General features: G+C 59.2%; 16 protein-coding genes and 1 pseudogene. 6 read left to right on the forward strand and 11 right to left on the reverse strand.

Translation table 11 applies throughout. The features are described from left to right. Positions 1–157: pseudogene (locus ISP14_RS18405) on the forward strand (IS3 family transposase); the annotation flags it as partial. Between the two features lie 13 nt (positions 158–170). Next, positions 171–359, forward strand: a complete 189-nt coding sequence (locus ISP14_RS18410; RefSeq protein ID WP_404542778.1) for a helix-turn-helix domain-containing protein — start codon at positions 171–173, stop codon at positions 357–359. A 12-nt stretch (positions 360–371) separates the two neighbouring features. Here ISP14_RS18410 and ISP14_RS18415 read toward each other — a convergent pair whose 3' ends face one another. From ISP14_RS18415 to ISP14_RS18425, 3 genes are all read right to left on the reverse strand, one after another. Next, positions 372–617, reverse strand: a complete 246-nt coding sequence (locus ISP14_RS18415) for a hypothetical protein (RefSeq protein ID WP_404542781.1) — start codon at positions 615–617, stop codon at positions 372–374. Between the two features lie 39 nt (positions 618–656). Continuing rightward, the gene (locus ISP14_RS18420) at positions 657–917 is read right to left on the reverse strand and encodes a hypothetical protein (RefSeq protein WP_404542783.1); all 261 of its coding nucleotides are present in this window, start codon (positions 915–917) and stop codon (positions 657–659) included. 111 nt (positions 918–1,028) lie between these two features. Then, positions 1,029–1,481, reverse strand: a complete 453-nt coding sequence (locus tag ISP14_RS18425) for a fasciclin domain-containing protein (RefSeq protein ID WP_404542786.1) — start codon at positions 1,479–1,481, stop codon at positions 1,029–1,031. A gap of 356 nt (positions 1,482–1,837) precedes the next feature. Here ISP14_RS18425 and ISP14_RS18430 point away from each other — a divergent pair, with 356 nt between their 5' ends. Beyond that, positions 1,838–2,107 carry a helix-turn-helix domain-containing protein gene (locus ISP14_RS18430; RefSeq protein WP_404542789.1) on the forward strand — a complete coding sequence of 90 codons (270 nt, stop codon included), beginning with the start codon at positions 1,838–1,840 and terminating at the stop codon, positions 2,105–2,107. A 408-nt stretch (positions 2,108–2,515) separates the two neighbouring features. On the opposite strand, the gene ISP14_RS18435 is transcribed toward ISP14_RS18430, so the two are convergent. The 5 genes from ISP14_RS18435 to ISP14_RS18455 form a co-directional block, all read right to left on the reverse strand. Then, a complete protein-coding gene (locus ISP14_RS18435) occupies positions 2,516–2,737 on the reverse strand; it encodes a TonB-dependent receptor (RefSeq protein WP_404542791.1) in 222 nt (73 codons plus the stop codon). Positions 2,738–3,215: 478 nt separating this feature from the next. After that, positions 3,216–3,887 carry a class I SAM-dependent methyltransferase gene (locus tag ISP14_RS18440; protein WP_404542793.1) on the reverse strand — a complete coding sequence of 224 codons (672 nt, stop codon included), beginning with the start codon at positions 3,885–3,887 and terminating at the stop codon, positions 3,216–3,218. A gap of 759 nt (positions 3,888–4,646) precedes the next feature. After that, a complete protein-coding gene (locus ISP14_RS18445) occupies positions 4,647–4,865 on the reverse strand; it encodes a hypothetical protein (protein WP_404542796.1) in 219 nt (72 codons plus the stop codon). Between the two features lie 6 nt (positions 4,866–4,871). Continuing rightward, positions 4,872–5,198, reverse strand: coding sequence for a YkgJ family cysteine cluster protein (locus ISP14_RS18450; RefSeq protein ID WP_404542798.1), 327 nt, complete (start codon positions 5,196–5,198; stop codon positions 4,872–4,874). Continuing rightward, positions 5,195–5,866: a class I SAM-dependent methyltransferase gene (locus tag ISP14_RS18455; protein WP_404542799.1), complete on the reverse strand. Its 672-nt coding sequence runs from the start codon at positions 5,864–5,866 to the stop codon at positions 5,195–5,197. The genes ISP14_RS18450 and ISP14_RS18455 overlap by 4 nt, the downstream gene beginning before the upstream one ends. Before the next feature lie 921 nt (positions 5,867–6,787). Here ISP14_RS18455 and ISP14_RS18460 point away from each other — a divergent pair. Further along, positions 6,788–7,525 (forward strand): rRNA pseudouridine synthase, encoded by a 738-nt coding sequence (locus ISP14_RS18460; RefSeq protein ID WP_404542800.1) that lies wholly within the window; start codon positions 6,788–6,790, stop codon positions 7,523–7,525. A gap of 31 nt (positions 7,526–7,556) precedes the next feature. Here the strand turns inward: ISP14_RS18460 and ISP14_RS18465 are convergent, their stop codons facing one another. Then, the gene (locus ISP14_RS18465) at positions 7,557–8,411 is read right to left on the reverse strand and encodes a PA4780 family RIO1-like protein kinase (RefSeq protein ID WP_404542803.1); all 855 of its coding nucleotides are present in this window, start codon (positions 8,409–8,411) and stop codon (positions 7,557–7,559) included. Between the two features lie 255 nt (positions 8,412–8,666). Between ISP14_RS18465 and ISP14_RS18470 the strand changes: the two genes are divergently transcribed. Together ISP14_RS18470 and ISP14_RS18475 are read left to right on the forward strand one after the other, a co-directional pair. Next, a complete protein-coding gene (locus ISP14_RS18470) occupies positions 8,667–9,518 on the forward strand; it encodes an oxidoreductase (RefSeq protein ID WP_404542805.1) in 852 nt (283 codons plus the stop codon). A gap of 1 nt (position 9,519) precedes the next feature. After that, positions 9,520–10,524 (forward strand): AraC family transcriptional regulator, encoded by a 1,005-nt coding sequence (locus tag ISP14_RS18475; protein WP_404542806.1) that lies wholly within the window; start codon positions 9,520–9,522, stop codon positions 10,522–10,524. Between the two features lie 163 nt (positions 10,525–10,687). On the opposite strand, the gene ISP14_RS18480 is transcribed toward ISP14_RS18475, so the two are convergent. After that, complete coding sequence (locus ISP14_RS18480; protein WP_404542808.1) at positions 10,688–12,472, reverse strand: ABC transporter ATP-binding protein; 1,785 nt, start codon at positions 12,470–12,472, stop codon at positions 10,688–10,690. Positions 12,473–12,779: 307 nt separating this feature from the next. Then, entirely contained in the window at positions 12,780–15,110 is a 2,331-nt protein-coding gene (locus tag ISP14_RS18485; protein WP_404542810.1) for a hypothetical protein, read from the reverse strand. Between the last annotated feature and the right edge of the window lie 260 nt (positions 15,111–15,370).

The following is a 15,370-nucleotide window of genomic DNA, read 5'->3' on the forward strand; positions in this document are numbered from 1 at the left end:
ACTCGCTGATGGTCGCAACTTTCGCTTGTTCAACGTGCTGGATGACTACAATCGCGAAGGCCTCGGTATAGAGGTGGATCTATCGCTTCCCGCCATGCGCGTCATCCGTTCGTTGGAGCAGATCATCCAGTGGCGTGGTCTTGGCACGGCTGTTCGAGAGCGAATTGCAGATGTCATTCGTGCACTGGCGACAGCATGTCCGGCTGGCCAGAGCGCTGAGTCAGATATGCCAGGGGCATGCCATCAAAACGGTGGCACGCGATGCGGATTACGCGAGTTGCAGTGCTTTTAGCAGCATGTTTCATCGCGTGCTCGGTATTACGCCGACCCACTATATGAAGCAGGTGATAGAGCGTTAGAAGGCATCTACATCACCGGATGGTGTCCAGAACGTACCGGATACTCATCTCTTCCGCGGATTGATAGATAAATTGTCGGAAGGCGACAACAAATTGCCGTGATTTACCATTGACCATGACTTGCACCAGATCGCCCTGGCAAGGCACGGGAAAGCCCTCTTTATACGGGGCCATGCCAATCTGGATGTCCGGCTCCACGCCCAAAGACCGGAGTGCCTCGTCGGTAAAGGTGAAGTGGTTCTGAAGGTAGGCGGACATACAGCGATCCTCGATGGTGTCAAGCCAGAAACGGCTCGCTCACCTGGCAAGCGGTTTACTTCTCCAGGAACGACGCTTTGGTACGCGCAATGGGCATTCAGCAGCACTGAAGATCGCGTCAACACGCTCCTTCGCTTCATCGATGAGCATAGCTAACGCCAGCCCGGCAGGAATATCCATGCGCAAATATTCGCGTGCAAAGCAATCGATCCGGCCTTTGTCGTGAAGTACTTCGCAGAATTCATCAGTGGCAATAATTTGATAGCCACGATAGTCCTCGCTTACGGAATTGCTTGACATAAAACAATCCTCACCCGTATTCCATAGCTCTGCAGCAGCCCCCTAGTGCCATCCATGGCGTGTTCAGTCGATGCGACGTGGCGAGGTCGCCCCGCCAGAAACCCCTGTTGCTTATTGCTTGGTTGGCACGATGACCGTATCGATGCCATGGATGATGCCATTGCTCGATACGATATTCGGCTGAGTGATGACGGCACCGCCGATGCTGAGCGTTTCGCCGTCCTTCTTTACCGAAGCGCTTTGACCTTGCATCATCTTCGGCTCGGTCAATTTCTCGACGTCAACGGCCGATGCGCGGCCCGGGAGAACGTGATACTTCAATACGGAAATCAATTCTGCCTTGTTCTCCGGCTTCAGCCAGTTTTCGAGCGTACCCTTGGGCAGCTTTTCGAACGCAGCATCCGTCGGCGCAAAGAAGGTATAGGGACCGGAGCCTTTGAGAACGTGGCTCAAGTCCGCGGCTTCGAGTGCCTTGCCAAGTGTATGGAATGAACCATTGGCCGCCGCTGTATCGACGATATTCTTGGAGGAAACGTGCGAGGTACTGGAGACATTAATAGACATGAGTTCACCTTAAGTGGTAATCCGCGTGGCGGATTTTGAGCAGCCGAAACCGCAACTCCGACGTTAAGCCGAAGAATTACTCAGTTGGCGTTAGGGGATAGGACCGCGCGGCTGAGACGCCTGCCAAGGAGAAGGTTTACTTTCCCGGCGCTTCAGCAGCATGCGCCTGTAGTTGTTAGTTAAAGGTAATGTGCCAGCAGGCAATCCGTTGGCAAAGCGATGAGAGCAGCATCTTCATAGATAGGATGCCTCTGATCACACTCGGTCGGTTCAGGCGATCAAGTTGAACTGTGCGCGCACCGTCAGATCCGCGGCTCAAAAACTTATGTCAGCGTTTGCTTGCTGGAACATCGCGGATGAGGACGCTGGAACAGTTGGCGACGCATGTCGGTGCCAGCAGTCGCACCTTGGCACGGCTGTTCGAGAGCGAATTGCAGATGTCGTTAGTGCACTGGCGACAGCATGTCCGGCTGGCCAGAGCGCTGAGTCAGATATGCCAGGGGCATGCCATCAAAATGGTGGCACGCGATGCGGGTTACGCGAGTTGCAGTGCTTTTAGCAGCATGTTTCATCGCGTGCTGGGTATTACACCGACCCACTATATGAAGCAGGTGATAGAGCGTTAGAAGGCATCTACATCGTTCGATGTCACTTCCGAGGCGTGGGGCGTAGCGCCTGAGCGCCTTCGGCGAACCGCTCTCATAGATCCCGTTCGCGGGCAAAAGCCCGCCGGTAGCGAGGACTACGTTCGCGCCAGCGCTCATGCGTATGGGACACCATGCTTTCGCCCCAGGTCACCCTCGCCTTGTACTTAAACGCTGGGATCCGAGTGATTCGCGCCATCCGGACCTCTTTCATGACATGACACGGCCACCGGTCACATCCACCTCCAACTGGCTCGAATCAACGAGGACGCTTCATGAGTATTCATCCGATCCAAAGCCGCACCTGGGGAACCGGGGGATTCATCTGTTGCGGCCTGGCGGCGATATTTCTCGCGCGGCTGATCTTTCGATCCACATCGATGTTGCTTCCTAGCTGAATCGAACCCACGTCGATTCGATGTCGTCCTTCACTAGATCGTCGATTTCGCTGGCAGGAATGTCATGGACTCCATTGATTCGTCCGTGTCGCATGCCGAAGAAGACGCCACTGCGCCGGTAGGTGGCGGCCCAAATCACCCGGTCCGGATTGGCATTTTCATAGTCGCCTTCGTATGTGAAGCCGTTTGTTGTTTCGCCGGATACGCTTGCCATGACAGCGGTACCTTTGGAGGAGGATCCAGCATGCTGCTTTGCTGGATCAAGAGTGGATGCGTCGGCTCCGAAGGGGACGCACGAAGAGGCGTGACGAGATGAATCACGAATTGATCTGCAGAGCTATGCAGGAGGAGGGTTCCCATCGTCACCGCATGACGTGAGTAGAGCTGGCTGGCGTTGTTGGCTCATTGCGGCTCCGCAGATTCCGCGCGAATGAAGCGGCAGTACGGGCCGTTCATGACGAACTGCCGGCATACTTGGGGCGGGTCTTGTAGATCCTGCAATTCATGTGCGCCGTCGACTGCCACGCACCAGCCTTCCGTATCGCGAGCCATGACATGGAGTCCATTGGCCAGGCGAGTGGTTAGGTGAATTGGGATATTTTCCTCGGGCTGAAGGACGACCATCAGGCGGCAGCACAACGCTTCGCACCTTGAGCAATGGGCTTCCTTAGCTGCATGGACGCTCGACGGCGTCAAGCTGAGGTGCATCGTTTCGCACGGATGTAATGCAGCAAGCGGCCTCGGTACGGAACAGTGTCGTTGTCATTCATGGGGCAGCGCTTTTCAGTCAAGTCAAATCCTTGTGCCGCCAACAGACGGCTGAATTCAGTGCTGTGGCTGTGACCGGGATCGGTAACCATCACTTCGGCGGCCGGAGAAGCATGTCGCTCGATCACACCTGCGAGCAGAAGAGGTTGATCTCGCTCATGAAGTACGTCACTGGCAATAATTAATTCGAAGTGTCCCAATGCTGGTTGGGGCACATTCCAGCGCAACCGGTGGTAGTGCACGGCTGGAAGGGCGTTGAGCGTGGCGTTGTAAGCCAGGAAAGCTTCGGTTAGGGGATGCATGTCTGAAGCGATGACATCGGCACCTCGGCGTTGCAGGACGAGGCTGGCCAATCCGATGCCGCACCTCAGTTCCAGGATGCGCTTGTTGGCGATCTTGTAGCGGTGCATGGCCTGCGCAAGCAACAGTCCAGACGGCCACACTTGGCCGAACTGGCTCCATTGCGCAGAAGAAATGCCAAGCCGCGGTCCATAGCCATCAGGATCGGAGAATTGCTGCTCGTCACTGAGCACGCGCAGACGATAAACGTGGCCACCAATGGGCACTTTTACGTTGCGGGCTGAATAACCAGTCATGCATGCTCCCGGAAGCGCCATCCCCTAGGTGGGACGGGTCATACATAGATGAGGGAGCGAGGCGGGCGGTCGCGAGGGCGGCCGTGCGAAGCGCAGGAAATGAGGCAGGTACTTGCCGCTTCATAGTACATCATCGCCCCGGACGTAGCTGAATCGTCACGGGCGACCAACCACATGTCGGTGCACGATGACGAGGACTACATTAACGAAGCCATCGGGCAACTCGCGCCGTTCCTCAAGAGCAAGACGCGACCCATCGACTGATGCTGGAGAACACCGGCCGTCGTTCGTCGCAATGGAGGCGACGAGCTGACTTAGCCAATGGGGTGCTTTCGACAAAACGAACCTGGGGGCAAACCGATTAGCCCGTGTTAACGGGGATAGAGATGGGGCTGCTTTCGAGACTCGGGGTCAAGCGGTCAAAGCAATTCGAGACAGCCACACCGAACCAGTTGGTCCGCATGTAGTGCCCGGCATAGGCCTGCGTGAGATGGGCGTGATAGTCGCCCACCCAATTCAGGGTAACAGCCCCGAGCCAGAGCCAGAGCCAGAGCCAGAGCAGGATCGCCGTGACCATCAGCACGCGCTCCGCGATGGCCGGAAACGCCGATGCCGAATCAACGTGGCGAGCAGAGGGCTGACCGAGACCGCGATCAACGACGCGACGCAGGCACTCAAGGCCAGCCCGGGCCCAGTCACCCCATGCTCCCAAGCACGGGCGCTAGCCGGGCCCGCGCTTGCCGCGAATGCCGATGCAGCTCACGTGCTCTTGGCCGTCGATGCCCTTGCCTCGGGCGCCGAGCGGGTGCCATCGCGTGAAGCCATCTTTTTGGCCTGCTTGTTGTCCTGTTTCTTCTTCTTGGCTATTTCGCGTTGGCGCTTTTCAAAGGAATAGTTCGTCGTTGCCAAAGGATCTCTCTCGGGTGTGGTGATGAGGTTGGTCTGAGGCGTGCAGCCATCGACAAGATTGCCAGGCACGGAAGCCTATAGGATCGCCTGGTGCCGATCGCTTACGGCAATCGGGTCGCTGTACTCGGCACGAATGGCTTTGCAGTAAGGACCATTCATCATGAAGCGACGGCACACAGAAGGGCGGGTTTCGTAGATTCCGCAGTTCATGTTCGTGCTGTTCAAGGCGACGCACCATCCGTCATCTCCCCGTCTCATCACCCGCAAGCCTTCTGGCGAATAAGTGGTGAGGTAACCGGGAACATGATCCTCTGGCTGAAGCACCACCGTAAGGCGACAGCAAACGGCCTCGCATGAAGAGCACCGTACGTCACCTCTGGAAAGCTTGGCCGAATCGGTCATGTCTGAGAGGCCTCGTCAAGCCGAACGTAGTGCAGAAGGTTGCCGCGGTAAGGCGGAGTGTCGCGGTCATCCATGGGGCATCGCTCCTCGGTGAGTACGAAATTCTGCTCCGCCAATAGTTGGCTGAAATGCTCGCTGTGATCGCGGCCGGGATCGGTAATCACCACCTCCGCCGACGGATAGGCATGCCGCTTGACGATCTGGGCGAGCAGCCGCGCTTGCGCAGGCTCGTACAACACGTCGCTCGCAATGATGGCATCGAAGTGGCCTATCGATGGCTCAGGGGTGTCCCACGGTAGGCGAACATAATCAACAGTGGGTAACGCATTGAGTGTCGCGTTGTACTCAAGAAAGGATGCGGCCAAGGGATGCGCGTCCGACGCGACAATGTCCGCGCCACGGCGCTTCAGTACAAGGCAGGCCAGTCCAATGCCGCAGCCCAGTTCGAGGACGCGCTTTCCATCCACGGCAAAGCGGTGCATGGCTTGCGCCAGAAGGCGTTCCGACGGCCAAAGCTGGCCGAACAATCCCCATTGCGTGGCCGAAAGGCCCAGGCGTGCACGATGGCCGTTGGCGTCGGAAAACTGCTGCTTATCGCTCAGAACCCGCAAGCGGTAGATGAGGCCACCGATCGAAAGCTGCTCGGTACGGGTTGCATAGACTTGCATGGATGATCTCAGGAGACCCTACCAAGAGTGAAGTGAGGGGAGCGAGACATGTGGCGCTATTGAGCACACATGGCGCACGAAGAGATGACGCACTTTCCGCAACAAAGCACCCATCTCACATCAACGACGCGTGCCATGTACCAGCGCTCAGGTCGGTGCCAGTCCCATGGCGCAAGTAGTGGCACCACATTGAGTTCAAGACACGCGAGGTATCAGCGCGCCCGTCGCCCTATAGGTGATAGCGGATGATTGGGCGCCGTGCCGGAATGGCTTGCGTCGCGCGCGAACCGATTGGTTTTTCGATAACTCTGTCCCGCCTCGGCTGTATCACGTTTCTTCACGGAGCCCCGATAGACATCGTGGATGTCCGACAACGGGATCGGCTTCGTAGGTGGCGCCATGGCAAATTCCTTGGTGATCGGGACGCACGGCCCGTGTCGATCTTCTGAATTTGATCGATCGATAGGGAAAAGGTGTTCTAGCAGCTAGTGGAGGCTGTGATACCAAAGCGCTTCCATGCCAAGGCGTGTAGCACAGACCCTCGTCTGTTCCACGGTTACGAAGCCCGCCTCGCAGAGATGACGCAGATCGCGCAACCGTCTGATCACGCTTAGCGACAAGGGACAGCGTCTCACGACCTCACCCAATAGAGCCCATTGCTTGCAACTAAGATCTTGGGGTTGAAGGGGGCTCATACGCTCTTGGCCGCGAGCCTCCATGCGCGCTTTGTGAGAGTGACCACTCAGGAGTGGTCCAGCTCGCTCACCATACGCTCTTGTCGCACTCCAAATGTTAGTTTCTGCGTGCAAGGTGCAATTGGAGCGACCATTTAAGCAAGCGGAGTTTCGGTCCGGTACTCATCTTCACATGCCGCCGTTCCACCGCCGTTACACTGCGTGTCGCGCTTCTCTGGCCAGTTCCATGTCTACACCGGTTCGACTTTCCCATCGTGTCTCTCAGCTGTTCGGTGTTTCGCGTGCAGAAGCCGAGCAATTTATCCAGAACGGCTGGGTATCGGTGGACGGGCTTGTCGTCGAGGTGCCGCAACACAAGGTGACCCTTGAGCGGGTTGAGCTCGACCCCGGCGCGCGCCTGGACGCTGTGGAACCGGCTACGATCCTGTTGCACAAACCTTCAGGCGTGGACGCCATCTATGGCGATAGGTCCGCCAGTTCCCTGGTGACACCAGCGACACGCTGGACCGAGGACCCGAGTGGTGAACGCCTGCTCAGGCGACATTTCCATCGCTTGACGTCGCCGGTGCCGATGGATGCGGAGGCTAGTGGCTTGATGGTGCTGACCCAGGACGGCCGTGTGCGCCGCCGCCTGACTGAGGACGCCGACCTTATCGAGCACGAGTACATCGTCGAGGTCAGCGGCGAGATCGCGCCTGACGGTCTGCAGAGGCTCAGCTACGGCCTGAGTTTCAAAGGGCGTGCGCTTTCGCCGTGCAAAGTGAGCTGGCAGAACGAGACCCGGCTGCGCTTCGCGATCAGGGGCGCGCAAAACGGACAGCTGCGAGACATGTGCCTTCAGGTCGGGCTGTGCGTCGTGTCAATCCGCCGATTGCGCATCGGCAAGGTTGCGTTGGGCAAGGGCCCTAGCGGGGCGATGCCGCCCGGAGCGTGGCGCTATCTGCCTGTGGGCGGGAAATTCTGAGGCTCGGGCACATTGGAGTATCTGGCGGATTCTAGTATTCCTCTGCCGCCTCGCGCCCCTGCTGCCGGATCAACGCTTCTTCGCGCGCATCATTGATGGACTGGCGAATGCTGTCGAGATCGACCTCGGTTTCGTCAGGCGTGAACTCGCCCGTAAGCTCGGTATCGGGCTGAAGTTCGCCTGCCTGGAACAGCGCCCACATCTCCTCGCCGTACCAGGTCTCCAATAGCTCGGGCGCCGAGCGGCCAAGGTACGCAGTGAGGTTGTTGACGTCACGCAGCAGCATCGTGCGGGCCGCATTGTTGCCGGCTGCGCTGACGACCTGCGGGAAGTCGATCACCACCGGCCCATCCGGACCGACCAAGACGTTGTACGGGGACAGGTCGCCATGAATCAGCCCGCAGCACAGCATCAGCGCCACCTGGCGCACCAGCACGCGGTGGTATTCGCGCGCACGCTCTGCGTTGAGCTCAATCTCACCTAGGCGTGGCGCGGAGAAGCCCTCGGTATCGGTGACCAGCTCCATGACCAATACGCCGTGGAAATAGCCATAAGGCTCAGGGACGCGCACGCCGGCGGCGCGTAGCTGGTAGAGCGCATCTACCTCAGCGTTCTTCCAAGCTACTTCCTGTTGCTTGCGCCCGTACTTGCTCGCCTTGCCGATCGCGCGCGCTTCACGGCTGCCTCGCACCTTGCGGCCTTCCTGATACTGCACGCGCTGCTGGAAGCTACGTTGCGCCATGTCCTTGTAGACCTTTGCGCAGCGTACGTCGTCGCCGCTGCGGACTACGTACACCTCTGCTTCCTTGCCGCTTTTAAGCGGGCGCAGCACTTCATCAATGACGCCGTCATCGATCAGCGCCAGCAGGCCTTGGGGAGTCTTCACGGTGTCTCTGGTGGGGGCGAGTGGCGCGCCGACGACGCCAATTAACTGTGAATCATCGCATTTTGGGACGTATGGCGCTATTGAAAGAGTGAAGCGCCCTCAGTGATTAGGGACCGTTATTGGGGGTAGGGTGAACGTCCGCTCTCGACCACCCAAAGCAGACGGAGGCACACTGAATGGTCGTGATCCAGACTGGGATCGCTCTGGCACCTTTAGCGAGCGGATTGGCACTGTCCGCTAGTTTCGTGGCGCGTGATGCAGCTCAAAGTGGCATCACATTCCCAACGGGCGCAGCCCAAGGTTCCAGCCATGAGCATCATCCTCGTCACCGGTGCATCGTCCGGCATCGGCAAGGCCACCGCACGTAGCCTGTTGCAGCAGGGGCATACGGTTTACGTCGCGGCGCGACGCGTGGAGGCCATGCAGGATTTGGAGGCACAGGGCGCAATCCCGCTTCGCATGGACATTACCCAGGAGGCCGACGTTGCAGCCGTGGTCGAGCGTATCCAGACGAAACACGGTGCGTTGGACGTACTGGTCAACAATGCCGGCTACGCGATCTACGGTTCGGTCGAGGAGACCGCGCTGGACGATGCACGGGCGCAGTTCGAGGTCAATCTGTTCGGTCTGGCGCGACTGACCCAGTTGCTGATTCCGGCAATGCGAGAGCGAGGGCGCGGGACCATCATCAACGTCTCGTCGATGGGCGGCAAGATCTACACTCCGCTGGGTGCCTGGTACCACGCAACCAAGCACGCGGTAGAGGGTTGGAGCGATGCGTTGCGGATCGAGCTGAAGCCGTTTGGTGTCGACGTGGTGGTGATCGAACCGGGCATCATCGCCACGGAGTTCGGTGACGTGATGACCCAGCCGATGCTGGATCGCTCCGGCCATGGCCCCTACGGCGAGCTAGCGCATGCCATCGCCGGCTCCAAGGCGCCTATGTCGCAACCGAGCGTGGTGGCAGAGGCCATTACCCGTGCCGTGCAGGCGCGTCGCCCGAAGACGCGCTACGTGGCCGGCAACCTGGCGCGGCCCCTGATGTTCGTGCGTAAATACTTCGGCGACCGCGTCTATGATCGCCTGATCATGAGCCAGTTTCGCTGACATGGCACGCAACAGCACCTTTCCGGTCGATCCAGGCTGGCGTCCGCTACTGAAGGATCTGGGTATCCGCAGCGATACCCTGTTGCGCCGCGCCGGCCTTACGGAGGAATTGTTGGCACGTCCCAACGGCGGTCTGACGACGGCGGAGTATTTCCGCTTCTGGGAGAGCCTGCAGGCCGAAGCAGGCGACCCGTTGCTGCCGCTGCGCCTGGTGGAGGCGATCCAGGCCGAGTCCTTCAGTCCGCCGATTTTCGCGGCGCTTTGCAGCGCGAACCTGCTGCAGGCGGGGCAGCGGCTTTCGACATACAAGAAGCTGATCGCGCCGATGAGCCTGACGGTGGACGTGGGCCGCGATGGCACGCTTACCCTGACGCCGCATTGGCTGGAGGCGCAGTCGCAGGTGCCGTTCGTAGTGGTGGCCAGCGAGCTTGCATTCCTGTTGCGACTTGCGCGTCTGGCCACGCGCGAACCCGTCGTGGCACTGCGTGTGACCATGCCACAGCTTCCGGCCGTCGCGCAGGCCAAGGCTTACGCAAAGTTCTTTGGCGTGGCGCCCCGACAAGGCGCTGCCGCAAGCATCGGATTCACGGCCACCGATGCAAAGCGGCCGTTCCTCACCGCCAACGATGTGATGTGGCAGGTGTTCGAACCCGATCTGCGCAAGCGCTTGGGCGAACTCGACGGCAATGCCAGCACCGCGGAGCGCGTTCGCTCGGCGCTGCTTGAGTTGCTGCCGGGCGGGCAATCGGGGATCGAAGCGGTCGCCGCTCGCCTTTCGATGAGCAAGCGGACATTGCAGCGCCGACTGGAGGAAGAAGGCGAGAACTACCGTTCCCTGATCAACGACACCCGCGAGGCGCTTGCCCGGCATTACCTGACGCAGACCGAACTTTCCGCCGGAGAGATCGGATTCCTGCTCGGCTTCGAGGATCCCAACTCGTTTTTCCGCGCCTTCCACGACTGGACGGGAACGACCCCTGAAGCAACGCGAAGGTTTGCTCATTGACAGAGCTGACGTCGCCTTCTCAACAAGTCTGCTAAACCCGTCCGCTACCCAGAGCAGGGGCGTCACCACTTGCCTACACGGGAATGACAGCGTGGGAGGTATTCAAGATTTGCCTGCCAAGCCGCCGGCCGTTACGGACTGCCGTGGCTTACCAAGTGACAGCTCACCGATATCCCTGCGCCTGCAACGAGAACAGATGTGCGTAGTGGCCGTCCTCGGCCATCAACTGCGCATGATTGCCACGCTCGATGATGCGGCCGTCCTGGATCACGATGATCTGGTCGGCCATGCGCACGGTGGAAAAGCGGTGCGATATGAGTATGGCGATGCGGCCGCCGGAGAGCTCGCGGAAGTGTTCGAATATGGTGGCCTCAGCCTGCGCGTCCATCGCGGCGGTGGGTTCATCCAGCACCAGGATGTCGGCGCGTGAGCGCATGAAGGCGCGGGCCAGGGCGATCTTCTGCCATTGCCCGCCGGACAGCTCGCGTCCGTCGTTGAACCATTTGCCCAGTGGCGTCTCGAAGCCGGCCGGCAGGCTGTCGATGAAGTCGCTGGCCATGCCCTTGTCGCTGGCTTCGCGCCAGCGCGTTTCGTCATGGAAATGAGTGACATCGCCGGCACCGACGTTCTCACCTACGCGCATCTGATAGCGGGCGAAGTCCTGGAAGATCACCCCGATGCGCTGCAGCAGGACGGATTCATCCCACTCGCGCAGATCGGTGCCGTCGAGCAGGATGCGGCCACTGTCAGGCGAGTACAGGCGCGTGAGCAGCTTGATCAGGGTGGTCTTGCCCGAACCGTTCTGGCCTACCAGGGCCAATGATTCGCCGGGACGGATATGCAGGTCGATGTCGCGCAGTGCCGGTTCGCCGGCGCCGGGGTAGGTGAAACTGACCCGTTCGAAGCGGATGCCGTCCTCGGGTGTGGCGCCATGCCGCACGGTGCCGGTGGCTGCGGGCACGGGCGTTTCCAGATACTCGTACAGCGTGGACAGGTAGAGGTTGTCTTCGTACATGCCGCCGATCGCCGACAGCATCGCCGACACCGCCGACTGGCCCTGACGGAACAGCGACAAATACATCGTCATCTGGCCCAGGGTGATGTGCGCCATCACGGTGCTGGCGGCGATCCATGCGTAGGCGCCGTATAGCGCCAACGTGCCGAGCAGGCCCAGGCCGAAGCCCCAACTGTCGCGACGCACGGCCAGATCGCGATCGGCGCGATACAACATGTGGAAGATGTCGCGATAACGCTGCAGGAACAAGGGACCAAGGCCAAACAGCTTCACCTCCTTGGCGTGGTCCTCGCGCGCCAGCACGGTTTCCAGATACAGCTGCATGCGTGTTTCCGGGGAGCGCCAGCGGAACAGCCGGAACGCGTCGCCGGAGAATTTCGTCTCGGCGAAGAATGACGGCAAACCGGCCAGCAGCAGCACCGCTACCGCCCACGGCGAAAACTGAAACAGCAGGCTGCCATAGCTGAGCAGTGAGATCGCGTTCTGGCCCAAGCCGAATGTTCGGGTGATCAGTGAAAGCGGCCGACTCGACGCCTCGCGTCGCGCGCGGGTGAGCTTGTCGTAGAACTCCGAATCCTCGAAGTGCGCCAGTTCGAGCGTCAGCGCCTTTTCCAGGATCAACACATTGACGCGTTGGCCCAGTTGCGCACGCAGCAGCGACTGGCACAACGACAGGCCGCGTTGTGTACCGGCCATCGCCGCCACCAGCACGCCTTCCAGCACCACCCATTCGAATACCGATCGCAGCGGGGCTGTTCCGTGCGCTGCCCACAACTTGCTGGCACCGAGCACGGCGTCGACGATGTGCGCGCCGACGTAGGCAATGCCAGCCGGTAGCAGGCCGGCAATGAGAGTAAACAGGGCCAGCGCGATGGTCAGCGTGCGGCTGGTGCTCCAGACCAGTTCCAGCGCACGCCCGCTGTATCGGAACACGCCCAGAAAACTTCGGGCGAGTTCTTTCGGTGGAGCGGCAGGGGCTGCGTGAGGCGGCACAGGGGAGGTGTCGTGAAGCGCGTGACGGGGCGCGAAGCTTTCGAAATGGGGGTCGTGTCGCCTCAGGCAAGCTTAGGCGTGTGATTGAAGGCGCGGTAGGGCACTGCCTGGCAACGTGCTGAAGAGTTTGTAGTCGGGCATGTCTTGCGATTGGCCCGTGTTATCGCTGGTATGCCAGGACCAGGACAAGGTACCTTGAACAGACACCAAGGAAACGGCGACCTTGGTCGCCGTTTCGTATGGTTTGTTATTTGGTAATTGGCTTCGCGCCCGCAGGCGTAAGTGCCGCGGGCAATTGTGCAGGGACTTCCAGCTTCAGGTCATTGGAGTAGCTTTGCATCAACTTGAAGATGGCGATATCGCGCTGCAGTTTGGGTGCGTTGGTTGTGGCATGAGCCGGGGTCAATTCACCGCGACTCGCAGCGCCGGGAACATGCTTTCGCACGGTCACGGTGATAGGCACGTTAACGGCGATTTTGTTCGCCGAGCGGGGCGTAAGCTTCGGCGCCAGCGCCTGGATGGCTGCGGTAAATTTTGCCCTGGCGGCTGGGTCCGCAATCCTCAGGCTCAGGTCTTTGATCTCCGTTTCGGATTCCTTGGCATTGGGGGCTTTATGTACCGGAGGCGCCTTCTTCATTCCTCCTGGAATTCTGTACTGCAAGGTGATGGTGCCGCCGGTGCCGAACTCGTCGAGTTGAGCCGGGGCGCGCACGTGAATCAGCGTGAAGCGCCGATCGGGATCCTTCTCGATATTTACCGGGGAAATGGGTGTTTGCCATGACGTTACGTTGGTCGAGTTCACGCTAACGTCCGTGGCTCCATCGGGCCAACCCAAAGGAACAAAGAAGTCTCCGGTCGGACTTGCCCAGTGCCAGGTTTGTGCGCTGCAACCGCCTTCATCACCAAAATTGCGCAGGAAGAACGCCCAGTTTTGGATCACGCTTTCAGGCTGTCCCGGAGTCGACGTCTGATTCAATAACACCGCCATGGCAAAGACCGGATGGAGTTCGCTATACGCACCATGCACCCCATCAAGCCCGACCTCGCCGATCACCACGCCTTGCAGCCCGTCATCATTCGGCCCGGCAAATACGGATTGGATCGATGACGTCGGCTGACCTACGAACGGAGGGGCCACAAGAGTATTCCAGAATGGAATACGCAGATCGGTGTCCGCGAAATCGAACTCCATGCCAATGGTGGCGGCAGAACCTGGCGCGTCGCCGGTTCCTGCCAACCCTGCGCCATTGAGCGGCAGCAGGTTGAAGTTCCAGTCGTTGTCATTCGGCCACAGCCCAGACCACTCGCTCCAGGTGACTTGACCCTGGTAGGTGGCTATGGCGAAATTCATGTGGCCAGGAAACGGATCGCCACCGCATACGGCGCCACCGGGATCCAGATCAAAACTCACCGGCATGGACGTGCAGATTTGCTCCAGCGTGGTGAAGTCGATGGGATAGTTCCATCCGAAGGTGGAAGGAAAAGCTGCTCCGCACAGCGGCTTGAAGTGTGGTTGAGCGCCATGGTTCTCAAGGGCGAAATTCCACTGCGGGTTCAGCGGCAAACCGTTGGCATCCTCATCGTTGTTCATGTCCCAAACCAAGTCGAAGGGCTTGGAGTGAGGAGAGAGCAGGGCGCCGGTAACAGTTGGTCCTGAAATCACGGTCAGTTCCACGAAGGCAGGACCTACGTTCTGGCATTGATTATTGTTGCCGTCGTCGTGGGCAAAATAACTGTTGTCGCCGATGTTGTCGTCTTGGTAGCCGAGGCGGAGGATGTAGTCAGTGTTTGCTTGAGGATCCTTAGGCAAGGGGCCCAGGGTTCCGCGAAACGGCGGCAGTAGACTCGCCTGTTGCGAGATCAGATTGTTCTGTTGGGCCACCAGTCCTTCGATTCTTACAAACGCGCCGCTGCTGATGTTCTTGATGAAAGCGGTGCCGGCGTAATACTGGGGAGCATTGTCTCCCTGGGGATTGAGGTACGACTTCCAGGTGCTTCCGGAGCCGCCCGTCTGAACACAGCCGCCAGCGTTGAACCTGAGCCGGTCGCCAGCCTGAAAGCGGATGATAGGGTAGTCGACCTCGCCGTTCGGTTTTGCCGTCGACCAGACAGTGGGCCGATCAATCCTCCACACCTTTACGTTCTGCCCGTCTACAGTGGTATCCGAAAGCAAGGAAATGAAATCGAATCCGGGCGCCTTGTCGCCAGTTCCCGGCGTGAAGGTGATGACGCAACGCAAAGCTCCGTCTACATTTCGGATCGAGCGCGGAAAAACCTGCCCAGTAGCGGCCGTGAATTTGACTGGACATTTCACGGCGTCCTGCAACACAGTGTTTCTGAGGTTGCCGAAATAGTCCGGACAAGATGCCACCAGCATGGTTCCAGACATTGACGCATTCCGGCAAGACTGCTGATAGGGTCCAGCAGGCGGATTTGCCGCCCAGGCATCGGCTGGGATCACCATGGCAAGCATTGCCACCAACAAGAAAAACATTCCAAAAGCGAAAAACTTCGAGGTTGAGCGTTGCGGTGAAAAACAACGCCGCGCACCCAAGGCAAACATGATTGCTGTGAACATGAGCCCCTCCCGATTGATTTTCATAGAATGTCTGGTTTGCACAGAGTGACGAGCGAGGGGCACAGAGCATCGGCTCAATGCTCCTGATGGGTTATTCGCCCCAAGCAGTCGCCAGCTACAAAAAACCATCGCATTGCTGTCGAACGACAACCCGACCCATGCTAAGTCGTAGAGACTGCTCCAAACGTGCAACTGACTACAACGTTGAGACAATCCGCAAAGAATGGCGATTCAAACGTTTCCGGTCCGAAGCTTTTCTT

Source organism: Dyella agri (genome assembly GCF_044904705.1).
In the GTDB taxonomy this organism is placed as follows: domain Bacteria; phylum Pseudomonadota; class Gammaproteobacteria; order Xanthomonadales; family Rhodanobacteraceae; genus Rhodanobacter_A; species Rhodanobacter_A agri.

Bases quoted from the DNA above. Each gene is read 5' to 3' on its own strand.
- ISP14_RS18485 (WP_404542810.1), bottom strand. From the start codon at position 15,110: ATGTTCACAGCAATCATGTTTGCCTTGGGTGCGCGGCGTTGTTTTTCA.
- ISP14_RS18410 (WP_404542778.1), top strand. From the start codon at position 171: ATGTCATTCGTGCACTGGCGACAGCATGTCCGGCTGGCCAGAGCGCTG.
- ISP14_RS18475 (WP_404542806.1), top strand. From the start codon at position 9,520: ATGGCACGCAACAGCACCTTTCCGGTCGATCCAGGCTGGCGTCCGCTA.
- ISP14_RS18435 (WP_404542791.1), bottom strand. From the start codon at position 2,737: ATGGCAAGCGTATCCGGCGAAACAACAAACGGCTTCACATACGAAGGC.
- ISP14_RS18450 (WP_404542798.1), bottom strand. From the start codon at position 5,198: ATGACCGATTCGGCCAAGCTTTCCAGAGGTGACGTACGGTGCTCTTCA.
- ISP14_RS18470 (WP_404542805.1), top strand. From the start codon at position 8,667: ATGCAGCTCAAAGTGGCATCACATTCCCAACGGGCGCAGCCCAAGGTT.
- ISP14_RS18430 (WP_404542789.1), top strand. From the start codon at position 1,838: ATGAGGACGCTGGAACAGTTGGCGACGCATGTCGGTGCCAGCAGTCGC.
- ISP14_RS18425 (WP_404542786.1), bottom strand. From the start codon at position 1,481: ATGTCTATTAATGTCTCCAGTACCTCGCACGTTTCCTCCAAGAATATC.
- ISP14_RS18415 (WP_404542781.1), bottom strand. From the start codon at position 617: ATGTCCGCCTACCTTCAGAACCACTTCACCTTTACCGACGAGGCACTC.
- ISP14_RS18440 (WP_404542793.1), bottom strand. From the start codon at position 3,887: ATGACTGGTTATTCAGCCCGCAACGTAAAAGTGCCCATTGGTGGCCAC.
- ISP14_RS18460 (WP_404542800.1), top strand. From the start codon at position 6,788: ATGTCTACACCGGTTCGACTTTCCCATCGTGTCTCTCAGCTGTTCGGT.
- ISP14_RS18420 (WP_404542783.1), bottom strand. From the start codon at position 917: ATGTCAAGCAATTCCGTAAGCGAGGACTATCGTGGCTATCAAATTATT.
- ISP14_RS18455 (WP_404542799.1), bottom strand. From the start codon at position 5,866: ATGCAAGTCTATGCAACCCGTACCGAGCAGCTTTCGATCGGTGGCCTC.